16 protein-coding genes are annotated in these 24,333 nt (G+C 74.2%); 7 read left to right on the plus strand and 9 right to left on the minus strand.

The window, feature by feature from the left end; all coding sequences use genetic code 11:
- Positions 1-73 precede the first annotated feature (73 nt).
- Positions 74-667 carry a redoxin domain-containing protein gene (locus ACIBFB_RS18280; RefSeq protein WP_397231507.1) on the plus strand — a complete coding sequence of 198 codons (594 nt, stop codon included), beginning with the start codon at positions 74-76 and terminating at the stop codon, positions 665-667.
- Positions 664-1,566 carry a cytochrome c biogenesis CcdA family protein gene (locus ACIBFB_RS18285; protein ID WP_397231509.1) on the plus strand — a complete coding sequence of 301 codons (903 nt, stop codon included), beginning with the start codon at positions 664-666 and terminating at the stop codon, positions 1,564-1,566. Before ACIBFB_RS18280 ends, ACIBFB_RS18285 begins: the two co-directional genes overlap by 4 nt.
- Before the next feature lie 54 nt (positions 1,567-1,620).
- On the opposite strand, the gene ACIBFB_RS18290 is transcribed toward ACIBFB_RS18285, so the two are convergent.
- Entirely contained in the window at positions 1,621-2,520 is a 900-nt protein-coding gene (locus tag ACIBFB_RS18290) for a hypothetical protein (protein ID WP_397231511.1), read from the minus strand.
- A 34-nt stretch (positions 2,521-2,554) separates the two neighbouring features.
- The gene (locus ACIBFB_RS18295; RefSeq protein ID WP_397231513.1) at positions 2,555-3,571 is read right to left on the minus strand and encodes a methyltransferase; all 1,017 of its coding nucleotides are present in this window, start codon (positions 3,569-3,571) and stop codon (positions 2,555-2,557) included.
- A 222-nt stretch (positions 3,572-3,793) separates the two neighbouring features.
- On the opposite strand from ACIBFB_RS18295, the gene ACIBFB_RS18300 reads away from it, so the two are divergent.
- Together ACIBFB_RS18300 and ACIBFB_RS18305 are read left to right on the plus strand one after the other, a co-directional pair.
- Positions 3,794-5,476, plus strand: a complete 1,683-nt coding sequence (locus ACIBFB_RS18300) for an FAD-dependent monooxygenase (protein WP_397231515.1) — start codon at positions 3,794-3,796, stop codon at positions 5,474-5,476.
- A gap of 48 nt (positions 5,477-5,524) precedes the next feature.
- Positions 5,525-6,760: a cytochrome ubiquinol oxidase subunit I gene (locus ACIBFB_RS18305; RefSeq protein WP_397231517.1), complete on the plus strand. Its 1,236-nt coding sequence runs from the start codon at positions 5,525-5,527 to the stop codon at positions 6,758-6,760.
- A gap of 84 nt (positions 6,761-6,844) precedes the next feature.
- Here the strand turns inward: ACIBFB_RS18305 and ACIBFB_RS18310 are convergent, their stop codons facing one another.
- On the minus strand, positions 6,845-8,008 hold the full coding sequence (locus tag ACIBFB_RS18310; RefSeq protein WP_397231519.1) for an RNA-guided endonuclease InsQ/TnpB family protein: 1,164 nt from the start codon (positions 8,006-8,008) through the stop codon (positions 6,845-6,847).
- A gap of 19 nt (positions 8,009-8,027) precedes the next feature.
- On the opposite strand from ACIBFB_RS18310, the gene tnpA reads away from it, so the two are divergent.
- A complete protein-coding gene (gene tnpA / locus ACIBFB_RS18315; RefSeq protein ID WP_083924148.1) occupies positions 8,028-8,489 on the plus strand; it encodes an IS200/IS605 family transposase in 462 nt (153 codons plus the stop codon).
- A gap of 220 nt (positions 8,490-8,709) precedes the next feature.
- The gene (locus tag ACIBFB_RS18320; RefSeq protein ID WP_397231653.1) at positions 8,710-8,982 is read left to right on the plus strand and encodes an AbrB/MazE/SpoVT family DNA-binding domain-containing protein; all 273 of its coding nucleotides are present in this window, start codon (positions 8,710-8,712) and stop codon (positions 8,980-8,982) included.
- A 363-nt stretch (positions 8,983-9,345) separates the two neighbouring features.
- Here ACIBFB_RS18320 and ACIBFB_RS18325 read toward each other — a convergent pair whose 3' ends face one another.
- The 6 genes from ACIBFB_RS18325 to ACIBFB_RS18350 form a co-directional block, all read right to left on the minus strand.
- Entirely contained in the window at positions 9,346-17,937 is an 8,592-nt protein-coding gene (locus ACIBFB_RS18325) for an SDR family NAD(P)-dependent oxidoreductase (RefSeq protein ID WP_397231522.1), read from the minus strand.
- Positions 17,938-17,982: 45 nt separating this feature from the next.
- Positions 17,983-18,693 carry a sulfotransferase family protein gene (locus ACIBFB_RS18330; protein ID WP_397231524.1) on the minus strand — a complete coding sequence of 237 codons (711 nt, stop codon included), beginning with the start codon at positions 18,691-18,693 and terminating at the stop codon, positions 17,983-17,985.
- Between the two features lie 31 nt (positions 18,694-18,724).
- Positions 18,725-19,561 (minus strand): putative hydro-lyase, encoded by an 837-nt coding sequence (locus ACIBFB_RS18335; protein WP_397231526.1) that lies wholly within the window; start codon positions 19,559-19,561, stop codon positions 18,725-18,727.
- Positions 19,558-20,775, minus strand: coding sequence for a M24 family metallopeptidase (locus tag ACIBFB_RS18340; RefSeq protein ID WP_397231529.1), 1,218 nt, complete (start codon positions 20,773-20,775; stop codon positions 19,558-19,560). Before ACIBFB_RS18340 ends, ACIBFB_RS18335 begins: the two co-directional genes overlap by 4 nt.
- 26 nt (positions 20,776-20,801) lie before the next feature.
- Positions 20,802-21,851, minus strand: a complete 1,050-nt coding sequence (locus ACIBFB_RS18345; RefSeq protein WP_397231531.1) for a PLP-dependent cysteine synthase family protein — start codon at positions 21,849-21,851, stop codon at positions 20,802-20,804.
- A gap of 72 nt (positions 21,852-21,923) precedes the next feature.
- Complete coding sequence (locus ACIBFB_RS18350) at positions 21,924-23,759, minus strand: asparagine synthetase B family protein (protein ID WP_397231533.1); 1,836 nt, start codon at positions 23,757-23,759, stop codon at positions 21,924-21,926.
- A 312-nt stretch (positions 23,760-24,071) separates the two neighbouring features.
- On the opposite strand from ACIBFB_RS18350, the gene ACIBFB_RS18355 reads away from it, so the two are divergent.
- Complete coding sequence (locus ACIBFB_RS18355; RefSeq protein WP_397231535.1) at positions 24,072-24,266, plus strand: DUF5957 family protein; 195 nt, start codon at positions 24,072-24,074, stop codon at positions 24,264-24,266.
- The last annotated feature ends 67 nt before the right edge of the window (positions 24,267-24,333 follow it).

Genomic DNA, 24,333 nt, shown 5'->3' on the forward strand with positions numbered 1-24,333 from the left:
GTGCGATCCCGCCGGTCCGCGGACGCGCACCCCGCGGGCCGCCCCTCCCCCGAACCGAGATCCCGAGGTGACCATGGCGACGACGGCCTCCAGACGCGGCACTCCCCCGACCCTGACGGCGGCCCTGCTGGCGCTGCTCCTGGGCCTGACCGCCTGTGCCTCCGGCGGCGCCGGGAACGGCGCGGACGACGGGACGGCCGAGGCGCCCGCGGCCCAGGAGGACGCCCAGGACGGCGGGGACACCGGCGGTGCGACCCCCGACGCGTTGGCGTTCGAGACCCGGACCGTGGACGGAGCCGCGTTCTCCGGCGCCGACCTCGCCGGAGAACCGACCGTGCTGTGGTTCTGGGCCCCCTGGTGCACGATCTGCCGGGGCGAGGCGGCGGGCGTCGCCGAGGCCGCCGCGCGGCACTCCGGCGACGTCGGGTTCGTCGGGGTCGCCGGGCTCGGGGAGGTCGAGGCCATGCGCGGCTTCGTCTCCGACACCGGGACCGGGGAGCTGACGCACCTGGTGGACGAGGACGGTTCGATCTGGTCGGGCTTCGGTGTGGTGAGCCAGCCCGCGTTCGCGTTCGTCTCCGCCGACGGCACCTTCGAGACGGTCCAGGGCGCCCTCTCCGACGACGACCTCGACGCGCGGGTCGACCTGATCGCCGACGGTTCATGACCGGGCTCCCGCTGGCGATCGCCGTGGTGGCCGGGATGCTGGCCGTGCTCAACCCGTGCGGGTTCGCGCTCCTCCCCGGCTATCTCGCGCTGCTGGTCGCCTCCGACGGCGCTGGGGACGCGTCCTCCGGCGACGTCCCGACCGGCGCCCGGTGGCGTCCGCTGGGGCGCGCACTGGCCACGACGGCGGCGATGACCAGCGGGTTCGTGCTCGTCTTCGCGGGTTTCGGACTGCTCGTCACCCCGCTGGCGCTGTCGGTGGAGCGCCACCTGCCCTGGGTGACGGTGGTGATCGGCGCCGTCCTGGTGGGGCTGGGCGCGTGGCTGGCGTCGGGCCGGGAGATCACCCTGCTCCTGCCCAAGCCCTCGCCGGGGCGACCGGCGCGCTCCCTGCGCTGGGCGCTGGTCTACGGGGTCACCTACGCGGTGGCGTCCCTGTCCTGCACGATCGGCCCGTTCCTCGCCCTCACCACGACCGCGCTGCGTTCGTCGAGCGCCGTCGGCGTGGTCACGACGTTCCTGGCCTACGCGCTGGGGATGGGGCTGGTCGTCGGCGTCGTCACCGTGGCCGTCGCTCTGGCCAGGGACTCGGTGGCGGCGCGGCTGCGCCGGGCCATGCCGTACGTGACGCGGGCCGGTGGCGTGCTGCTCGTGCTGGCGGGGCTGTACGTCGCCTACTACGGGTGGTTCGAGCTGCGCGTGTTCGCGGGCGGGTCCGCCGACGACCCGGTCGTGGGTGCGGCGACCCGCGTGCAGGCGGAGCTGGTGCGCCTGGTGGAGTCGGTGGGACCGGGACGGGCCGCGCTCGTCCTCGGCGTGCTCGTCGCCGGTGTCGGCGCGCTCGCGTGGCGGCGGTCCCGCAGCGGCGGTCGGAGCGGCTCCCAGGCCCCGCCCCGGTGAACCGCGGGGGCGGACGACCGGCGCGGGAGGCGGAGCCGTCCCGCGCCGGTCGCCTCACACCAGCTCGACCAGCCGGAACATCCCCTCCAGCGCGTGGTTGTAGCCGGTCTCGTGGTTGATGGTGAAGGAGAACAGCACGTACGGGCCGGGTGTGAACTCGGCGTGCAGCGTCCCGTACTGCCGCGCCCCGAGCGGGGCCATACCCACCGGCCGGGTCAGCAGCGGCTGGACCGGCGGCGTCCGGCCCTCGCGCAGGGCGTCGAAGTAGGCCCGGACGTCCTCCTCCGCGGTCCCGTCCTGGACGCGGCAGAACATCGCCTCCTGGGGGGTTCCGGTGGTGTTGAGGAGGGTGTACCGGCCGTTCGCGGGCAGGCCGCGGGAGACGGTGAACTCCACGCCCTCCGGCGTCTGGCGGTGCACGACGAAGCCGTCCGTGCCCGCGTGCGCGGACCAGGACTGCCGGGTCGCGCGCACCTCCCGGGCGACCGGGCGGCCCCCGCTCGCGTACCCGAAGTTGATCAGCAGGTAGGGGCCGGGCCGCAGCACCTGGGTGAAGCCCGCGTCGGTCCCGGCCGCGACGACCGCGCCGCCGAGGTTGTGCGCGGCCGCGGCGACGGCGCGGGCGGCCTCGGCCTTCTCCGCCGGGTCCCAGGTGGAGGTCGCGGCGAGCAGTTCCAGGTACCGGTCGGCGGTCACGCCGTCGGCGAGGCGGACCAGCAGCAGGGACCGGCCGACGGCCTCGGGCGTGCTGACGTGGAAGGAGACCACGCCGCAGGGGATCTCCTCGGGGACGTCCAGGGTGTCGGGTTCGAGGACGACCCCGATCGTCCGGCCGCGGACCGCCCCGCCCTCGGCGGCGGCCGCAGAGCCGGGCAGGGCCGCGGCCGCGGTGCCGACCAGTGCGGCGCCCGCGAGGATCCGGCGACGGGAGAGTCCCGGTGCGCGATGCGTCATGTCCATTCCCCCTCCGGGTGCGTGGGTGGGCGGTTCATCCGCGCTTGTACGCGGTGACCAGGGAGTCGGTGCCGACCAGCGGTCGGACGCTGACATCGGTGAAGCCCGCTTCCTCCAACCAGGCGCGGCACTCGGCGCCGGTGTACTCGGAGCCGCCGGGGGTGACCAGGCGCATGCTGAGACTGCGCAGCAGGTTGGCGGCGTCCGTGCGGTCGTCGTCCACGAGCGCGTCGTAGACGAGGACGCACCCGTTCTCGGGAAGGGCCTCGTGGGCGCGGCGCAGCAGGCGGACGCGGTTCTCGTCGTCCCAGTCGTGCAGCACGTGGCCGAAGACCATGACCTCGGTCCGCGGCAGGGGGTCGGCGAAGAAGTCGGCGGCGTGGAAGGCCACCTTGCCGGTGAGGCCCAGGCGTTCCATGTGCTCGTCGAAGACCGGCTCGACCGGCGGCAGGTCCAGGCAGCCGCCGTGCAGGTGCGGGTGGGCGCGGACGATCTCGGCCGCGAGGTTGCCCCGGGCTCCGCCGATGTCGACGAACGAGGTGTGCTCGGTCCAGTCGAAGGCGCGGGCCAGGGCCGGGCCGATCTCGGCGTTGGCGCCGTCCATGGCGGCCATGAACCGCTTGACCGCCTGGGGATTGCTGTAGAAGGTGTCGAAGTCGCGGTCCTGGTTGGCCTGCCGTTCACCGGTGCGCAGCAGGTCGGTGAGGCCTCCCCAGATGCGGTACCGCCAGTTGAGCAGGCGCAGCCGCCCCGCCACGCAGGTGGGCTTGGCGGTGTCCAGGTACAGGTCGGCGGCCCCGCCGTTGGCGTAGGCGTCGCCGTCGCGCCGCAACAGGCCCAGTCCGACCAGCGCGTCGAGGAAGTCGCGCGTGGCGCGCGGGTGCAGCTCCAGCCGTTCGCGGACGGCCTCCTCGGTCAGCGGTCCCCGGCCCAGGAGGGTGAAGAGGTCGAGTTCTACCGCGGTGAGCAGGGTCTTGGCCGCCCAGAAGCCCTGGGCGAGGTCCAGGAGCTCGGAGGTGTCGGGTGCGCTGTCCGCTTTCGTGCCGTCCATGTCGGGGCTCCTTCTCGCGCTGCGCCGCGTTGGTGTGCGGCCCGGTCGGGATCGCGTGCACCCTCCCAGGCGCCGGTCGTCGATCGGTCGTCGCTCGCTCGACCCGGCATGGCGCCGTGCGGCCCCGATCGGTTCCGAGCGATCCTCCAGCGGACGTACAGGGGAACTTCAGGGGCGCCTGCGACCCTGGCGGCCCGGAACCGTGCCGTCGAAAGGGCCATCGTGCGTACCGAGTCGACCCCTGTTCTGATCATCGGAGGCGGACTGGTCGGGTTGTCCGCCTCCCTGTTCCTGTCGTGGCGGGGGGTGCGGTCCGTGCTCGTGGAGCGGCATCCCGGGACGTCGATCCACCCGAGGGCGTGGGGGCTGTACCCGCGCACGCTGGAACTGCTGCGCGGGGCCGGCGTGGAGAAGGCGGTTCTGGCGGAGAGCGCCGGGTTCGCGGGGCACGTGCTCAACGGCCGGGTGGAGTCGCTGGCGGGCTCGGAGATCGCGGTGTCGCGGATCCCGGAGCCGGAGGACGTCAGCGGGGTCAGCCCGGTGGAGCGGATCGTGTCGCTGAGCCAGGACCGGGTGGAGCCGATCCTGGTGGAGCGCGCCCGCGAACTGGGGTCGGACGTGCGGTTCGGCACCGAGGCGGTGGAGCTGGCCCAGGACGCGGACGGGGTCACGGCCGTGCTGCGCGACCGCGTCGGCGGAGGCGAGTACGCGATCCGCGCGCGGTACGCGGTCGCGGCCGACGGGGCGCACAGCACGGTGCGGGAGCGGTTGGGGATCGGGCGCAGGGGGCGGGGGGTGCTGCGGCACCAGATGAGCATCCTGTTCGACACCGACCTGCGGGGGCCGCTGCGCGGTCGGCGGTTCGCCATCTGCCAGGTCCGCAACGCCGAGGTGGAGGGGGTACTCGGGCACGACGACTCGCTGGGGCGGGGCACGCTCATCGTCACCTACCGGCCCGAGCGGGGGGAGGGCCCCGGCGACTTCACCGACGAGCGCTGCGTCCGGCTGGTCCGCGCCGCGATCGGCGTTCCGGACGCGCCCGTGGGGCTGCGCGGGGTCATGCCGTGGGAGATGGCGGCCCTGACGGCCGAGCGGTTCGCCGCGGGCCGGGTGTTCCTGGCGGGCGACTCCGCGCACGTGATCCCGCCGGTGGGCGGGTACGGGGCCAACACGGGTGTGCAGGACGCCTACGACCTGGCGTGGAAGCTGTGGGCGGTGCTGGGCGGGATGGCGCCCCGGGAGCTGTTGGACAGCTACGAGGAGGAGCGCCGCCCGGTGGCGGAGGCGACCGTGCGCCAGGCGGCCATGCGGCTGGTGGCGCGGTCGGGAGCGGGCGGCGGTCCGGGGGCGGGCGGTCCGGGGGCGGGCGGTCCGGGGGCGGGCGGTCCGGGGGCGGGCGCTGGAGGACCCGGGGGGCCGGCGGCGTTGGCGGAACCGCTGGCCGTGACGTTCGGGTACCGGTACCGGTCGTCCACGGTGACCGACGACGTGGCGGACGCGGGCCCGCGGGAGACGGAGTTCACGCCGCCGGAGCGGCTGTCGGGGCGGCCCGGCACCCGGGCCCCGCACCTGTGGGTGCGTCGGGACGGCGAGCCGGTCTCCCTGATCGACCTGTTCGGGCCGCGGCCCGTGCTCCTGGTCGGAGCGGACGGGCTGGACGGCGGGGCCGGGGCCGAGAACGCGCGGGGCGCCGCCGACGCGCTCGGCGTGCCGCTGGACGTGTACACGGTGGGCCGGGACCTGGTCGACGACGGCGACTGGGCGCGGCGGTACGGCGTCGCGCCCGGCGGGGCCGTGCTGGTCCGGCCGGACGGGTTCGTCGCCCACCGGTGGCGCGAGCGCGCCCCGGAGGCCGACGCCGTCGGGGCCGCCCTGGCTCGGATGCTCGCCCGGCCCGCCGTCTGACCCCCGTCCCCGCTCCCCCGTCCCCGCGTCACACGAGGTGCACCCCCGATGTTCGACGATCCCCTCGCCCTGGCCAGACTCCAGTTCGCGCTCACGGCCGGAACCCACTACGTCTTCGTCGCCCTGACCCTGGGGCTCGCCCCGTTCCTGTTGTTCAGCCAGTGGCGGGCGGTCCGGCTCCGCGATCCGGCGCGGATGACGGCGGTGCGGTTCTGGGGCGGCCTGTACGTCGTCAACTACGCCATGGGGGTGCTGTCGGGCATCGTCATGGAGCTCCAGCTGGCCGTGAACTGGTCGGGGCTGACCGAGGTCTTCGGGTACGCGTTCGCGGCGCCGCTGGCGGCGGAGACGATGGCGGCGTTCTTCGTCGAGTCCACGTTCCTGGGCCTGTGGATCGTCGGGTGGGACCGGATGGGCCGCTGGACGCACCTGGGCTGCTTCGCCGTGGTCACTCTGACGGCATATGCCTCCGCCTACTGGGTGATGGTGGCCAACGGGTTCCTGCGCAACCCGGTCGGGTTCCGGATGGACGGCGACCGGGCACTGCTCACCGACCCCCTCGCGGTGGCGTTCAACCCGTCGGGCCTGCTCGGGTTCGCGCACGTGTCGGTCACCGCGCTGTTCGTCGGCGGGCTGTTCGTGTGCGCGGTGAGCGCCTACCACCTGATGCGCGGCCGGGACCCGGAGGGGATGTTCCGGCGCGGCCTGCGCTGCGGGCTGGTGCTGGTGATGGCGGCGATCGCGCCGGTCGCGGTCACGGGCGGCACCCAGTTCCGGTTCACCGAGGGGCCGACGCCGACCACGGGGCTGACCTACGGCGAGGCGGAGATCGCGGAGATCGAGGGGGCCTACGACTCCGCGTACTCGTGGATCTGGGACGTGGCCGGGGGCGCGATGACGGTCGTCTGGGAGCTGGTCATCCTGTTGATGCTGGTGGCGACCGTGGCCTGGGTGGCGCGCCGCCTGGATCGGTGGCGCTGGTTCCACCGGGTGCTGATCGCCGCGCCGGTGCTGCCGTACACGTCGAGCGTGGGCGGGTGGGTGTACCGGGAGTTCGGCCGCCAGCCCTGGACGGTGACGCACCACCTGACCACGGCGGAGGCGGTGACCCCGATGTCCCCGGCGATGGCCGCGGTGTCCTTCACCCTGTTCACGGCGGCCTTCGCGCTGCTCGGGTGCACGACGGTGTGGCTGCTGGTGCGGTACGCGCGCCGCGGGCCCGAGGGCGGCCCGCTCGCCCCGCCGACGGCGCAGGAGGGGGTCGAGGAGCCCGTCTCCGTGTAGTCAGCTTCTCGGCCCTGAAGGACCGAGCTTGCGGTCGAACACCTGACTGGCTGCCAGGAACGTCCACCGCGTCTTACCCGGATCCTAGGATCCGGGTGGGACGTGTGACTTCCGCCCCGCGTTCCACACAACCCCGCCACGGTGGGCGATGTTGCGGGAAGCGTTCCGGTCGGCGTGCGCAACGACGCCGCACGACCGGCAGACAAAGGAGTCCTGGCTGATGCGGTTGCCCTTCTCCCGGTGGTCGCACCAGCTACACGTCTGGGACGTGTACGCCGGATCCACGAACACCACGGGCACACCCGCCCGCCTGGCCTTGTAGACGATAAAGCTCCCGAGCTGGGCGAACGCCCAGGAGTGCAACGTGACCCGTTGGGGCTTGCGAAGCCGTACCCTCTGCCGGATGCCCGAAAGATCTTCCAGGGCGATCCCGCGCGAGGTGCGTTCAGCCTCGGCCACGATGCGTTTGGAGATGCAGTGGTTGGCGTCCTTGGCGACGCGTGATTCCCTGCGTCGCTGCCGCTTCAACACACGTTTGGCGGACGTGGTGCCCTTGGCCTGCAACTTCTGGCGTAGACGCTGCTGCCGCCCGCGGTACCGGTTGAGCTTGCGCCCGGCCATGACACGGCCATCGCTGGTGGTGGCGATGTTGACGATCCCCAGATCCACACCCAGGAATCCCTCCGGGTCATACTCCTCGTCGTCGGGCACGGTGAGCGTGACGGACAGGAACCACACCCCGTCCCGATACAGTAGGTCGGACTCTCCGCGCTTGTGCTCGCCCAAGGCCTTAGCCGCATCAGGTGAGCAAGCGAAGGGCACGTCCTTCAACCGTCCCCGGACAGTCCACAACGAGATCGTGCGGGCGTCCACACAGAAGGAAAGGTTCCTCTGGTCGTAGGGCTGTGCGGCGTCCGACCGGAAGACGATCGGCTTTTCCTCGACGCGCTTGCGCCGCTTCGACCCGGGTTTTCCATAGTTCCCGGCCTTCAGGTTGGCCTTGAACGTCGTGTAGGCGTCGGCGACCTTCTTTACGACATGCTGTGCCGCTTGGGATCCGACACCGGCCGCGCGCACGTCGGCGTAGACGAGCTTGCGCAGCGCGTAGTTGCGGTGGGCACCTTCGCTGTGGGCGATCCGGGAAACACGGTTGGCCTGCTCGTTGACCGTGTGCAGGGTTGCCTCAAGCGCCGCCGCCTGTTCGGGCGAAGGCGTGAGTTTGAGCTGCACGACGATCGTGGACACCACCGCATCGTAGCATTGATCTATGTCACCGCGATGGGAACCAGACCCCGACGTACGCAGGGGAAGAAGCGTCGTCTATAACCTCCACGCACACTTGGTCTTCACACCGAAGTACCGCCGGGGTGTGTTCGACGACGCCATGCTCACCCGATGCGAGGAGATCATGCGCGAGGTGTGTGCCGACTTCGGGGCGGAGCTGCGCGAGTTCAACGGCGAGACCGACCACGTCCACCTGTTGGTGCACTACCCGCCCAAGGTCGCGTTGTCTCGCCTGGTCGGCTCGCTCAAGGGTGTGTCCGCTCGCAGGCTTCGTCAGGAGTTCACCGGACGGGTCAACCGTGCCCGCATGCACGGACACTTCTGGTCGCCGTCCTACTTCGTCGGCTCGTGTGGTGGGGCGCCGCTGTCGATCGTGCGGGAGTACATCGAGAACCAGAAACGTCCCGGTCCCGGTGCTCCAGGGATCGAGCGGCGCTCTACCTAGTCTTGGGGGCGATTCCTCCCGGGGCTGAAGCCCCGGGGTTCCTCGCTAAGACACGCTGACCTCGGCGTCCGGGCCACCGTGCGCGTAGGAAAGTTGAACTGTCTGACTTTCGGAGTCGTCCCGATGGTGTACTGCTGGGGCGGTGAACCCGGCGCACGACCCCGACACAGGAGCCGCGCACATGATGGGTGAGACGAAGGCCAGACGTCGACGTGCGGTGATGCGCCGCAAGAACCAGATCACCCTCCCCCGCGAGGTCGCCGAGGCCCTGCACATCCGTGAGGGCGACGAGGTCGAGTTCGACATCTCCGAGAGCGGCCAGGTCATCCTTCGAGGCATGACCCCGGTCCCCACCGACCAGGCGTGGTTCTGGGACCCGGAATGGCAGCGAGGCGAGCGAGAGGCAAGCGAGCAGATCGCCGCAGCGCAGACCGAGGAGTTCGAGGACGCGGAGTCGATGTTCGACGCTCTGGAACACGATGAGGAGAGCTGAGAACACTGGCCACGTTCTCCACCACCCCCCGGTTCAAGGCTGACTTCACGAAGCTGACCCGCCAGCAGGCGGAGCGCTTCCGGCGAGTCGTCACCACCGAGTTCGCATCCGGTGTGGAGGAGGGACGGTTCCGGCCCGGCCTGCGTGTCAAGGGAGTCCGGGGAGCCCCGGGAGTCCACGAGATGACCTGGGCACCCGATGGACGCGCCACATGGGAGTACGGCGACGAGCGCTACCCGGGCAAGCCACACGTGATCTGGCGCCGGGTGGGCACACACGCCATCTTCAACCCCGGTCCGCCCTGATCACACAGCGGGGGCCTTCCTTCCCGGCCGGAAAGGGAGGCCCCCGACGCGGTCGCGCTCAGGGGCGGCTCCTCCCGTCCGCCAGGTCGCTGAGCAGGCGGTCGGCGAGGACCGGGATGGTCGGGTAGTCGAAGGCGATCGTGGCGGGCAGGCGCACGCCGGTCGCCGTCCGCACCCGGTTGCGCAGCTCCACGGACGTGAGCGAGTCGAAGCCCAGCTCCTCGAAGGTCCGGCCCGGGTCGACCCGAGCCGGGGAGTCGTGCCCGAGCACGGTCGCCACCTGGCTGTGCAGCAGCGCCCGCAGGCTCTCCCTGCGCTCCTCCTCACCCGAGCCGTGCGCCGCACCGTCCCACCCGGGGGCCGCGGCCGGTTCGACCGCGCGGCGGCGGGCGCTCGTCCGGGTCGGCGCGGCCGGTCGGGCGAGGCCGCGCAGGACGGCCGCCAACCCGGCGGGGTCACCGGCGAGGCCGTCGCGGTCCAACCGGACGGGCACCAGATGCGGCACGTCCAGGCGCAGCGCCGTGTCGAGCAGGGCCAGGCCCTCGTCGGTCGGCACCGGGGCGACCCCGCCGCGCGCCATCCGGGCCACGTCCGCCCGGTCGAGGTGGCCGGTCATGCCGCTGGCCTGCTCCCACAGCCCCCAGGACAGCGAGGTCGCGGGCAGTCCCTCGGCACGGCGCCGTCGGGCCAGGGCGTCGAGGAAGGCGTTGGCGGCGGCGTAGTTGGCCTGGCCGGCCATCCCGACCACCCCTGCGACCGAGGAGAACAGGACGAAGGCCGACAGCGGCAGGCCGCGGGTGAGCTCGTGCAGGTTCCAGGCGGCGTCCACCTTGGGGCGGAGCACCGCGCGGACCCGGTCGGGGGTGAGCGCGCCCACGGTGGCGTCGTCCAGGACGCCCGCCGCGTGGACCACCGCGGTCAACGGGTGGTCGTCGGGCACGTCGGCCAGGACGGCGGCGAGTGCGTCCCGGTCCGCGGCGTCGCAGGCGGCGAAGGCGGCGTGGGCGCCCAGCCCGGCCAGCTCCGCGCGCAGCGCGTCCGCGCCCTCGGCGTCGGCCCCGCGCCTCCCGAGCAGCAGGAGGCGGCGCACGCTGTGGCGCTCGGCCAGGTGGCGGGCGACGAGCCGCCCGAGGGTTCCGGTCCCGCCGGTGACCAGCACGGTGCCGTCGGGGTCCGGGGCCGCGGGCAGGGTGAGGACCGCCTTGCCGACGAGTTCGGCGCGTTGGAGCAGGCGGAAGGCGTCGGGGGCGCGGTGCGCGGGGCGTTCGGTGACGGGGGGAGGCGCCAGTGCGCCGCGCTCGAACAGGTCGACCAGGTCGGCCAGCAGGAGGGCGACGTGGTCGGGGTCGACGTCCAGGAGGTCGAAGGCCTGGTAGTCGACACCGGTGGACTCCGCGTCCCGCAGGTCGGTCTTGCCCATCTCGACGAACCGGCCGCCGGCGGCGAGCAGACGCAGCGAGGCGTCGGTGAAGTCGCCCGCGAGCGCGTTGACCACGACGTCGACCCCCGCGCCGCCGGTCGCGTCGTTGAACGCGTCCTCGAAGTCGAGCGTCCGCGAACTGGCCACGTGGGCGTCGTCGAGGCCGAGCCGGTGCAGCTCGGGCCACTTGGCGGGGCTCGCGGTGCCGAACACCTCGGCGCCCAGGTGGCGGGCGAGCTGGACCGCCGCCTGACCGACGCCCCCGGCGGCGGCGTGCACGAGGACGCGCTCGCCCGGCTGGACGTCGGCCAGGTCGACGAGAGCGTGGTAGGCGGTGAGGAAGGCGACGGGGACGGACGCGGCGCGGGTGAAGGACCAGTCGGAAGGGATGCGGGTGAGCATCCTGTGGTCGGTGGTGGCGGCTGTGCCGATCGCGTGGCCGGGGAAGACCCCCATGACCCGGTCGCCTGGGCGCAGTCCGTCCACGCCGGGTCCGGTCTCCACGACGGTTCCGGCCGCCTCGGTGCCCATCGGGGCGTGGCCCGGGTACATGTCGAGGGCGATGAGGACGTCGCGGAAGTTGAGCCCGGCGGCGCGGACGGCGACGCGTACCTCGCCGTGGCCGAGCTCGCCGGGTTCGTGCGCGACGGTGGACAGGCCGTCGATCTCCCCGCCGCCGCCGGTCAGGCTCCAGTCGCCCTCGGCGGGCGGCTGGAGCGTGCCGCGGCCCGGGTAGGCGGACAACCGCGGGACGTGGAGCCGTCCGTCGCGCACGGCCGTCTCTGGTTCGGCGCTGGCGAGCGCGGCGGTCGGCGGTGCCGCGGTGTCGGCGTCGAGGTCGACGACGCGGACCCGTCCGGGGTGTTCGGTGCGCGCGGCGCGCAGCAGGCCCCACAGGGGCGCGCCCGCCAGGTCGCGAACCGGCTCGTCGGGACCGGTGGCGACGGCGCCGCTGGTCAACGCGGTGAGGACGGTGTCGGCCAGGCGGTCGTCGGTGGACCAGGCCGCGAGGAGGGCGGCGGCGTCGGCGGTCCGCCGGTGCGCCTCGGCGACCACGGCGGCCCCGTCCGCGTCGACCGTGCCGCCCTCGCGCAGGTCGACGACGACGGTGTCCGGAACGGGGGCGCCCTCAGCGACCGCTGCCAGCAGCGCGTCGAGGTCCGGGTGGTGGTCCGCCCCGGGCAGCTCCGGGTCGACCGGCCCGACGACCGCGTACCGGCCGTCGGGGGCGGCGTCCGGCTCCGGGACGGTCTCCCAGGCGACGTGGAACAGGGAGCCCTCGGCGTCCGGAGCGGAGAGTGCCCGACCCGCGACCGGCATCGGGCGCAACGCCACGGCGGCCTCGGCGACGGGCGCGCCGGTCGGGTCGGTCAGCGTGATCTGCGAGCCCCCCTCGACGGACCGGATCCGGACCCGCAGCTCATCCGCGTCGACCGCGTGCAGCCGCACCCCGCTCCACGAGAACGGCAGCTCCACCGGGGCGGCGCCGTCCGGTGGCAGCAGGGGGTGCAGCGCGGCGTCGAGCAGCGCCGGGTGCAGCCCGTACCCGGACACGTCGATCCCCCGCGGCGCGCGGACCTCCGCGTACCACTCCTTCCCGTCCCGCCAGCTGGCCCGGAGTCCCCGGAACCGGGGCCCGTACCCGTATCCGCGCTCGGCCAGCGCCGGATAGTCCGGTTCGACCGGTTCCGCCCCGGGCGGTGGCCACTCGGCGGGCATCGCGTCGCCCACCGGCTCGGTCCAGGGCGCCAGCAGACCGCTCGCGCAGCGGGTCCACGCGCCGCGGTCGGCCGCGCGGACGTGCAGTCCGAGGGCGCGCCGCCCGCTCGCGTCGCCGGGGGCGACGGTCAGCTGGACCTCCACCGCGCGGTCGCCGTCGAGCGGGACCGGCCGCTCCAGGGTCAGGTCCTCCAGAACGGGCAGGCCGACCCGGTCACCGGCGTGCAGGGCGAGCTCGACCACCGCCGCGCCCGGCAGCAGCGCGTCGCCGCGCACGACGTGGTCGGCCAGCCACGGGTCCCGGTCGGGGGACAGACGGCCGGTGAACACGGCATGTCCGGTCTCGGCCAGGTCCAGTGAGGAGGGCAGCAGCGGGTGCTCGGCGGGCGCGGGCGCGGGCGCGCTCCCCTGCGCGGGCGCCGACAGCCAGTGGCGTTCGCGCTGGAAGGCGTAGGTGGGCAGGTCGACCGGGGGCGCGCCGTGCCCGCCCAGCAGCCGGGGCCAGTCGACGCGGGCCCCGCTGACGTGCGCGGCGGCGAGGGCGGCCATCAGACGGTGGGTGCCGCCCTCGTCCCTGCGCAGTGTGCCGACGGCGTGCCCGGGGGCTCCGGCGTCGGCGATGATGTCGTGCAGTGCGCCGGTGAGCACCGGGTGCGGGCTGACCTCGACGAACACCTGGTGCCCGTCCTTGAGCAGTCGGCGCACGGCCGGGTCGAAGCGCACGGTGTTGCGCAGGTTGCAGTACCAGTAGTCGGTGTCCAGCCCGGCGGTGTCGATCGGGCGCTCGGTGACGGTGGAGTACATCGGGACGCCCGACGAGCGCGGGGACAGCGCGCCGAGGCGCTCCAGCAGCCGGTCGTGCAGTTCTTCCATGTAGGGGGTGTGGGAGGCGTAGTCGACGTCGACCAGGCGTGCCCGCACCCCGTCGGCGCGCCACCCGTCGACGAGCTCGGCCAGCGCGGCGGCGTCACCGGCGACGATCGTCGATTCGGGGCCGTTGAGCGCGGCCACGTGGACGCGGGCGCCGAACCGGGACATCCGTTCGCGCGCGCGGGCGGCGGGCAGCGGGACCGACGCCATGCCTCCGACGCCCTTGATCTCGGTGATCGCCTGGCTGCGCAACGCGACCACGCGCGCCCCGTCGTCCAGGCTCAGCGCGCCCGCGACGCACGCCGCGGCGATCTCCCCCTGCGAGTGGCCGACCACGGCGGCGGGCTCCACCCCGGCCGAGCGCCACACGCGTGCCAGGGAGACCATGACCGCCCACAGCACGGGTTGGACGACGTCGACCCGGTCCAGACCCGGCGCTCCGGGCGTCTGACGGACGACGTCGGTCAGGGACCAGTCGGTGTACCGGGCCAGCGCGCGGGCGCACTCGTCCATGGCGGCCCGGAAGACCGGGGAGCCGTCGAGGAGGTCCGCGGCCATCCCCGGCCACTGGGAGCCCTGGCCGGGGAAGACGAACACGACGGGGCCGCCGGGGAGCGCCCGCCCCTCCACGGTGCCGGTGGACGGTCGGCCCTCGGCGAGGGCGGCCAACCCCTCCAGGAGGGTGGCCCGGTCGGAGCCGACCACGGCGGCGCGGTGCTCGAACGCGGTGCGCGTGGTGGCCAGGGCGTGCCCCACCGCCTGGGGCGTCAGGCCCGGGTCGGCGGCGACGTGGTCGCGCAGCCGGGCGGCCTGGGCGCGCAGGGCCGGTTCGCCGCGCGCCGACAGGGTCCAGGCGACCGTGCGTCCGTCACCGGTCGGGCGGCCCGGCCCCGGCGGTTGTTCGAGGACGACGTGGGCGTTGGTGCCGCTGATGCCGAACGAGGAGACGCCCGCGCGCCGCACCCCGCCGCGCGGGGTCCACGGGACGGCGCCGGTGAGCAGCCGCAGCGGGCCCGACTCCCAGTCGACGTGCGGGGTGGGTTCGGACACGTGCAGGGTGCGGGGCAGGACGCCGTGCGCCATCGCCTGCACCATCTTGATCACCCCGGCGACGCCCGCGGCGGCCTGGCCGTGGCCGAGGTTGGACTTGATCGACCCCAGCCAGAGGGGTTCGTCGCCCCGGCCCGGGCCGTAGACGGCCTGGAGGGCGCGGGCCTCGATCGGGTCGCCGAGGACGGTGCCCGTGCCGTGCGCCTCGACCGCCTGCACGTCGGCGGGGGCGAACCCGGCGTCGGCGAGGGCGGTGGAGACGACCTCCTCCTGGGCGGGGCCGCTGGGCGCGGTGAGCCCGTTGCTGGTGCCGTCGGAGTTGATCGCCGACCCGCGCACGACCGCGAGGACCCGGTGGCCGAGCGCACGGGCGCGGGAGAGGCGTTCGAGGACGAGCATCCCGGCGCCCTCGGCCCAGGCGGTGCCGTCGGCGTCGGCCGAGAAGGACTTGCAGCGGCCGTCGGGGGCGAGGCCGCGCTGCATGCTGAACTCGACGAACATGCCCGGGGTGGACATGACGGCCACGCCCCCGGCGAGGGCGGCGTCGCAGTCGCCGTGGCGCAGGGCGCGCACGGCCTGGTGGAGGGCGACGAGGGAGGAGGAGCACGCCGTGTCGATGGTCATGGTGGGCCCGTGGAACCCGAAGACGTAGGCGAGTCGGCCGGAGGCGACGCTGACGGAGCCGCCGGTGAGGAGGTGGCCGTCGTAGCCGGGGGCGGACTCGTGCAGGCGGGGGCCGTAGTCCTGGGCCATCGCGCCGACGAAGACGCCGACGCGGGCGTCGCGGAGCCGTTCGGGCGGGGTTCCGGCGCGTTCGAGGGCCTCCCAGGCGACCTCCAGGAGGACGCGCTGTTGGGGGTCCATGGCGGCGGCCTCGCGGGGGCTGATGCCGAAGAAGTCGGCGTCGAACGCGTCCGCGTCGTGGAGGAAGCCGCCGTGGCGGGTGGAGGTGCGGCCGGGGACGCCGGGTTCGGGGTCGTAGAGGGCGTCGACGTCCCAGCCGCGGTTGTCGGGGAACTCGGTGACGGCGTCGGTCCCGGCGGCGACGAGGTCCCACAGGTCCTCGGGGGACCGGACGCCGCCGGGGTAGCGGCAGCCCATGCCGACGATGACCACGGGGTCGTCCCCGGGTTCGTCGGACGTCGGCGCGGGTGCGGGGGTCGTGACGGGGACGGTGTCCGGGGCGGCGCCGGTGGGGGCGGGCCCGACGGGGTCGGCCAGCAGAGCGGCGACGTGGTCGGCGACGGCCCCGGGGGTGGCGAGGTCGTAGACGAGGGTGGGGGCGAGGTCGAGCCCGGTCTCCTCGCGCAGGACGTTGCGCAGTTCGAGCGCGGCCACGGAGTCCAGGCCCTGGGAGCGGAAGGTGGCGGTGGCGTCGATGTCGCGGCCGTCGCCGAGGACCGACGCCGTCGCCTCCCGGACCATGCGCAGGACGCGCCCGGCGAGTTCGGGGTCGGGGCGTCGCGGCCCCGCCGGCGAGGTCCGGCCGCTCGCGGGTCCGGCGCCGTCGCCCGGGCCGGAGGTGATGACGGTGTCGGAGGTGCTGGCCGGGTCACGGATGAAGGTCGTGCCAGGAGCGGTCACGTCGTCTGTGGCGGGAGGCCTCGTGGCGGAGGACGGGTCGCCCGGAGCGGAGATCAGATCGCGCCCGGCCGCGTCGGTGGTGTGGGCGCCCCGGGTCCCGGCCTCCGCCGGACCGCCCAGCACCGGACCACGGCCCAGACCGGGCGCCCAGTAGTGACGGCGCTGGAAGGCGTAGGTGGGCAGGGGGACCCTGCGACCAGCGGGTGTCAACGGCGTCCAATCGACGTGAGCGCCCTGGGTGAACGCTGTGGCGAGGTCACCGATCCCGTCATCGCCGTCTTCTCGCTCCACGATGCCGCTCGCGCGCGACTCCTCCCCCACAGCAACCCCACGGCCCCGGTCGCCATCGGCACGGACGCCACCGCCCGTCCCGTCCGGCGCAGCGCCAGCGTCGTGGCCCGACCCGGCACCCCGGCCGTCGTCCGTGCGGACACCGTCGGCGACCCGGTCGGGCACGGCCTCACCGACCCACACCCCCTCCGGGACCTCCCCGTCCGCCAGCGCGCCCAACAGCTCCAGGGCCCGCTCCGGCCCACCGGCCCTGACCACCGCGCGGTGCGCGAACACCGTGCGCGTGGTGACCAGGGAGTACGCGACATCCCCCGGCTCCGTCCCCGTCAGCTCCAGGTGGTCCCGCAGCCTGGCCGCCTGCCCGCGCAGCGCGGGTCCCGAGGCCGCCGACAGCACCAGGGGAACGGCCCCGCCGCCGGAACCCCCGGCTGCCCGGGGCGTCGGCTGGTCGGGGGCCCGCTCCACCACCACGTGGCAGTCCGTTCCCCCCAGGCCGAACGAACTGACCCCGCCCAGCAGCACGGCGCCGTCGTCCACCGGGGTCGCCTCGGTCGGCACGCGCAGCCCCAGCTCCTCCAGCGGGATCCCCGGATTCGGCTCGGTGAAGTGCAGGCTGGCGGGCAGCGTCCCCTCGCGCACGCTCAACGCCGCCTTGACCAGGCCCGCGACGCCGGCCGCGCCCTCCAGGTGGCCGATGTTGGTCTTGACCGACCCCACCAGCAGCGGCGCGTCGGCGTCCCGTCCGACTCCGTGCACCGCGCCCAGGGCCCGCGCCTCGACGGGGTCCCCCGCGCGCGTCCCGGTCCCGTGCAGCTCGACGAACCGGACCTGGCCCGGCCGCACACCGGCGTCGGCGCACGCCCGGCGCAGCACCTCCTCCTGCCCGGCGCCGTCCGGCGAGGTGAGCACACGTCCCCCGCCCTCGTTGCCCACGGCCGCACCGCGGATCACGCAGTGGATCCGGTCGCCGTCGGCCAGGGCGTCGGCCAGGGGGCGCAGCACGAGCGCCGCCCCGCCCTCGCCCCGTACGTAACCGTCGGCGCGCGCGTCGAAGACCCGGCACCGCCCCTCGGGTGACAGCGCGCCCAGGGCCCTCGGCGCCGCGGATCCGCCGCCGTCGAGGATGAGGCTCACCCCTCCCGCGACGGCGACCGGCGTCGCCCCGCTCCGCACGCTCTGCACCGCCATGGCCACCGCGACCAGCGACGACGACTGGCCGCTGTCGACCACCAGGCTGGGGCCGCGTGCCCCGACCAGGTAGGACAGCCGGTTCGCCAGCATCGACCGCTGCGTCCCGGCCAGGGTGTGCGCCCCGGCGGGCGCCCCGGCCCGGTGCAGCAGCGCCGCGTAGTCGTCCGCCATTCCGCCGACGAACACGCCGACCGCCGCACCGCGCAGGGAGTCGGGCACGATCCCCGCGTCCTCCAGCGCCTCCCAGCCCAACTCCAGCATCAGGCGTTGCTGCGGGTCGGCGGCGGCAGCCTCGCGCGCGGACATCCCGAAGAAGTCCGCGTCGAAGCCGCCGACGTCCTCGATCAGCCCGGCCCGGGCCAGTCCGTCCAGTCCCCGGTGGGCGGGCGGCGGCGCCACCGCCTCCCGCCCCTCCCGCAGCAGCCGCCAGAACGCACCCGGATCGGGCGCCCCCGGCAGGCGACAGGACAGCCCGACGACCGCGACCGCGTCGGTCCCTTCGTGTGTGCGCGCGTGTGCCTTCAAGGTCGCTCCCATCCGATGCGGGGTTGTGCGGTTCGGGGCCGCGGTTCAGCGCCGCCGTCGGCGCAGGGCCAGTCCGGCCAGCGTGGCCAGGGCGAGGGACGCGCCGAGCGAGCCCACCAGGACCCGGGCCCGGCGGATCTTCGACTTCTGGTGGTCGCGGTCGTTGACGTGCGGGAACGGCCGGTCCCCCGGCGCCTCGACTCCGAGGAACCGGCACAGCGGCTCCCAGCCCTCGCGGACGTCGAAGACGAGCAGGCGGTCGGCGGGCACGTGCGCGCGGACCTCCTCGATGTGGCGCTCGAAGACGCCGATGGCGTGCTCCCGGTCGGTGAACCGCCCGCCGAAGGTGCCGTTCCAGATGATCGCGTCGGTCATTCCGGCCATGCCCCGCGCGGTCGGGAAGAAGGGGGCCGCCACCCGGGCCACCCAGGTGGAGAGCCGGTAGATGGTCTCCCGGGTGCTGCTGTACCAGCGTTCGGGGTCGCGCACGGTGAGTACCACCCTGGCCTCGGGGTAGGCCTCGACCAGCTCGCGCCAGAAGTAGCACCCGGGCCAGTCCACGGTGGACCGGTAGCCGCCCAGGAGCCGGTCCCAGTCCACGGGGCCGCCCTGGGCCGCCTCCGACCAGAGCCGCTTGTGGCCGGGCGAGGCGATCGCCTCCCGCATGTGGTAGCAGGGCCCGAGCCCGAGTTCCTCCAGCGCGACCTTGAGCGACAGGGTGCCGGTCCGCCCGAACCCCACTCCGATCACGTGCATCGCCAACTCCTTGCGTCGGTCCGCGCGCGTCTCAGCGCATGTAGGTGGAGTGCGGGACGTCGGTGACGAACATCCGCCCCGGCACGTGCGTGATCGCGAACTCCAGCCGCGAGGCGGCCACCGCCGCCTGGGTGGTGACGCCGCACGCCCAGAAGGCGGGGACGTCGTCGCCGACGGTCACCGGGTCGCCGAAGTCGGGACGTCCCAGGTCCGCCACGCCCAGCGCCTCCGGGTCGCCGATGTGCACGGGGGCGCCGTGCACGTCGGGGAAGCGGTCGGTGATCCGCACCGTCGTGGTGACCAGGTGCGCGGGGATCGGCCGCATCGACACGACGAGCGGCCCGGACAGCGCGCCCGCCGGGCGGGTGGCCCGGTTGGTCACGTACATCGGGTCGGTGACGCCCTCCTCGATGTGCCGGATCGGCACCCCCGCCTCCATGAGCGCGAGCTCGAAGGTGAGGCTGCACCCGACGAGGAAGCCGACCATGTCCTCCCGCCAGTACGGCGTCGCGTCGGTGACCCGGTCGACCACCTCGCCGTCCCGCCACACGAGGTAGGCGGGCAGGTCGGTGCGCAGGTCGGCGCCCTCGGCCAGCACCGTGGCGGGGCTGCCGACGTCGGTCACGTCCAGCAGCGGGCAGGCCTGCTGGTTGCGCTGGGCGAACAGCAGCAGGTCGTAGGCGGCCGACCGGGGCACCGCGATGAGGTTGGCCTGCGCGTGGCGGCTGGCCCACCCGATCGTGGCGGTGTCGAGCCCGCCCCGGAACAGGGCGCGCGCCCGGGCCGCCGTGAGCTCGGCGGGGTCGTCCGCCCCGGGGGCTCCGGTGACCGGCCCGACCGCCGCCACGCCGTTCGTCGCCGCGCTCATCCCACCACCGCCAGGTCGCGGTCGAGCGTGGTGAGCAGCTCGTTCCCGGCGGCACGGACCACGAACGGGTCCTCCACCTGGACGGCGCCGAACCCGAACTCGTAGTAGGGCGTCTCGATGTTCACGACCGTCCCCTCCTCGATCTCGTCGTCGTTGTCGGGGGCGATGAGCACACGGTCGTAGACCTCCACACCGATGCCGTGCCCCACGTGGTTGCGCTGGTAGTGCCCGACGCCGGCCTCGCGGACCGCCTCCACGGTGATGTCGAACAGCTCCTTGCCGGTCATACCGGGCGCGGCCTCCGCGATCGCCCGTTCCTCGCCCGCGAGCATCGCCGCGTAGTGGCGGCGCAGCTTCGCGGAGGGCTCGCCGACGCTCACGACCCGCGCGATGTCGGCCCAGTAGCCCTCGTACACGCATCCGACGTCGAACCACACCGCGTCCCCGGCGCGCAGCGGCGTGTCGGTCGGCCGGGTCTGGCCCAGGACGGCGTTGGCGCCGACCTTGACGTGTGTGAACCTCGGCCGACCGCCCTCTCCGGCCACCGTCCGCTCGAACTCGCGGACCAGCGCGCGCTCGGGGACGCCGGGGCGGGCGATGCCGGCGACCGCCTGGATCCCCCGCTCGGCGACGGCCGCCACGGCGCGCAGCCGGCGCAGCTCCTCCTCGGTCTTGACCTTGCGCACCCAGCGCAGCAGGGCGGACCCGCCCGGCCGGACGTCGGCTCCGGGCAGGGCCTCCCGCAGCGCGGGCAGCAGGTCGGCCCGGGCGGCGTCCTCGTCGACCATGACGCGGGCCGCGCCCAGGCCCGCCCGCCGCAGCACCGCCACGAGGGCGTCGGCGGAGGTGGACGGCGCGGTCCCGTCGCCCCACAGCTCCCTTAGCCGCCGCTGGCGGTCGTCGAGCCCGTCGGCGTCCGGGCGCTCCCGGTGGAAGCGGCCGTAGCCGGTGGCGCCGTCCAGGTCGACGGCGGCGTCCAGCGCCTGGTCGAGGTCGCAGCGGGAGGTGATCAGGTGGGGGCGGGTGAGCCGGTCACGGGTGGCGACGGCGAAGCACGCGCCGGTGTGCGGGAAGATCTCCAGGGTGACGCTGGCGACGCCGGTCAGGTACTGGACGTTCTCCAGTGTGGTCGCCACCAGGACGTCGACGCCCTGCTCGTCCATGCGGCGGGCCAGCCGTCCGGTGTGGGCGAGCGGTGCGGTGCGGGTCGGCACGCGGCCTCTCCTCTCCTCGGGCGCCGTCACGGCCGCGCCCCTCCCACGGGCCGGGGCGTCGCGGGGTGGTGCGGGGTGCGCGCGGCGGCCAGCAGGCCCTCCAGGGTGTCCAGACCGGCTCGGACGAGGGGCGCCGCGATACCGCGCGCCTCCAGCCAGGCGTCGTCGAAGGACTCGCCGAGGTAGTTGACGCCGCCGTCGGGGGCCACGACCACGATCCGGCTGCCGGGGTGGTGGTGGGCGAAGTGCAGGGCGCCGAAGACGGCCGCGCCCGCGGACTCCCCGACCAGCAGCCCCTCGGTCCGGGCGAGCATCCGGCTGGTGGCGATGCCCTCGTGGTCCTCGACCAGGTGCACCCGGTCGACGACCTCGGGCCTGAGGTTGCCGGGCGGCCAGGCGATCCCCAGTCCGCGCATCGCCCAGCAGCCCACCGGGTAGCCGAAGGCGGCGGACCCGGCGGCGTCCACGCCGAGGGTCACCACGTGCGGGCGCTCCTCCTTCAGGGCGGTGGACACGCCGCTGATGTGGCCGCCGGTGCCCACGGCCGCGACGAGCGCGTCGAAGTCGGGCACCTCCTCCATCAGCTCGCGGGCGGTCCGCTCGGCGTGCGTGGCGGAGTTGTCGGGGTTGTTGTACTGGTCGGGCCAGAAGGAGTCCGGGATCTCGTCCATGAGCTGCCGGACGCGTTCGCGGCGGGGCCGCTGGTACCCGCCGTTCTCGTCGGGGGTGCGGATGATCTCCAGCTCGGCGCCCAGCGCGCGGACGAAGTCGATCATCGAACGCGGCGCCTTGGGGTCGGTCACCAGGACCACCCGGTAGCCCTTGGCCGCGCCGATCATGGCCAGGGCCTTGCCCATGTTGCCGGAGGTGGACTCGATGATCGTGCCGTCGGGCTTGAGGCGGCCGTCGAGTTCGGCGCGGGTGATCATGCCGAGGGCGGTCCGGTCCTTGATGCTGCCCGCGGGGTTGAACCCCTCGAGCTTGACGAGGATCTCCGAGCCGTTGCCCACGCTCATCCGGCACAGCCGAACGATCGGGGTGTGCCCCACCGCTTCCAGTACGTTGTCGTAAACCATGTTCAGCCCCCAGGGGCGTTGGATCGCCGATGTGTTCGGTTCCGCGGACGAGGCGGAGGCGGGCCGGGGCCGTCAGAGGGCCAGCCGGACCCGGTAGTGGTCGAGCCAGAGGTTCAGTTGCAGGACGAGGTCGATGTCGGCCCTGCTCAGGCGGTTCCGGACGAGTTCGTCGGGCGACTCGGCGAGGCGGGCCGCGGCCTGGAGGTCGATGAGCGGCAGGACCGGGGAGGCCGGATCGGCGAGGATCGCGGTGAACTCCTCCTGGAGGCGCCGCGCGTAGGCGGGGTTCCTGCTCACCGGCGTGGCGCTCTGCGGGCGCCGGACCACCTTCTCCGGGAGCGTGTCGGCGACGGCGGCGCGCAGGAGGCCCTTCTCGATCCCGCCGTGCCGCTGCATCTCGGCGGGGATGTTGTAGGCGTACTCCACCAGTTCGACGCTGTTGATCGGCGCCCGCATCTGGAGGCCGACGGAGTTGTACAGCCCCGCGTCCGTGCGGAACCGGGTGAGCAGCAGGTGCGAGAGCTGCCGGATGCGGCGCTGCGCCCCGTCGTCCTCGGGGAGGAACTCCACCTCGGCGACGCTCTCGGCGTAGGCGTCCCGGTAGTAGGAGGGCAGGTCGAGCTTGCGCAGGGTGTCGTGGTTGAGCAGTCGGGTGCCGAACCCGTTCTCCGCGCCGTGCCGCTGCGCCAGCGCGATCCAGGGGAAGGTCCCGGAGTCGACCAGGTGGGGGTCGGTCGACCAGCGGGCGCCGTGGAAGAGCTGGTCGCCCATGCCGCCGGTGAAGGCGATCCGACCGCCCGCGGCCGCCACGTGCTGGAGGAACAGGTACTGGGAGGCGTCCATGTCGTAGATGCGGGTGGGGCAGTCCTTGGCCCGCATCAGGCCCAGGCGCACGTCGGGGTCGAGGATCCGGCGGGCGTCCAGCTCGACCAGCCGGTGCTGGGAGCCGACGTGCTCGGCGACGGCGCGGGCGAAGGGCGCGTCCTGGGTGTCGCGGACGGCGTCGCGCTGGAACTCGCCGTCGGTGAAGCCGACGGTGAACGTGCGCAGGTCGGCGGCGCCCCTGCGGCGCAGCTCGGCCGCGACCAGGGCGGTGACGGAGGAGGAGTCGATGCCGCCCGAGAGCGTGGCGACCAGCCCTTCGGTGTCCTCCGGGACGGACAGCCGGACGTTCTCCTCCAGGAGTTCGCGGACCCGGGCGACGGTGGCGTCCACGTCGTCGGTGTGCGGTCGCGGTTCCAGGTCCCAGTAGCGGTGCCGGTGCCAGCCGGACCTGCCGTAGCGGACCACCTCGGCCGAGTCGACCTGGCCGAACCCGCTGAAGAGGGGGCCGGGCGGAAGGGCGTGCGCGATGACCTCCCGCAGCCCCTCCATGTCCACGACCGGGTCGACCTCGGGGTGGGCGAGCAGGGCCTTGCGTTCGGAGGCGAAGACCAGACCGGTGCGGGTGGGTGCGTGGTACAGCGTCTGGCCGCCCATCCGGTCGCGGGCCAGGACCAGTTCCTCGCTGCGACCGTCCCAGATCGCGAGGGCGAACGCGCCGCCCAGGCGGCGCACGACGTCCTCGCCCCACATCAGGTAGGCGCGGGCGACGAGCTCGGCGGTGGAGGCTCCGGGGGTGACGCCGCACCGGCCCGCGCGGAGCTGGCGCGCCACCTCGCCGAGGCCCGTGGGGGCCCCGGTGACACACGCGACGACCGTCGCGCCGCCGACGTCGATCGCGAACGGCTGGTCCGCGGCCCCCGCTCCGCTCCCGAGGGCGCGGTAGCCGAGAACGGCCCGGGGGGAGAGCCAGAGCCCCTCCCCGTCTGGGCCGCGGTTGGCCATGGTCGCGGTCAACGCGACGAGCAGTGGCCGGTGGCGTTCCAGATCCCGTTCGAAGTCGATCACGCCAACAACGCCGGACATCGCGGCACCTCATTCCTGTGGATCGGCCCCACGGTCCGGTACGGCGGATTCCGTACCTTCCCGTCTGCCCGACCAAGGCTCGCAGCGGCGCATCGAAGCCGAATCGAACGCGGCTGAAGGTGCTCTGGGGGAGGAAGCGCCCACGGTCGTACATCGCGCGCGGTATCCGACACGGAACGCGTACAGCGCGGGTTGGCCACGGGTTTCCGTCGCGCGCACGTTGGAGGGCGGCTGGTCGCGCGGTTACCTTCGGCGCGTATCGAACGTGGATCGAGCCGGAGAAGGAAACACGCGAAAGGGAGGGAGACACCGATGCGCGTACTCCTCATGGGCGTCGTCGGTCTGGTCGCCGGGTTCCTGGCGGGGCTGGTCGTCGACCAGATCGTCGGGATCATCTCGGTCCTGGCCTTCGACCAGCCCGTCGGAATCCGCGGACTGCCGATCATCCTCGCGCTGGTGTTCTGCGCCGGCGGGCTGATCCTCGGCTCGCGGTCGCGGTCCGGCTGACGCCCGTGGCGAGCGCGGGCGTCAGCCGTCGTCACGGCGACGCGGGTGTACGGCAGGCGGCGCTGCG

Source organism: Nocardiopsis sp. NPDC050513, from assembly GCF_044457925.1.
Lineage (GTDB): Bacteria > Actinomycetota > Actinomycetes > Streptosporangiales > Streptosporangiaceae > Nocardiopsis.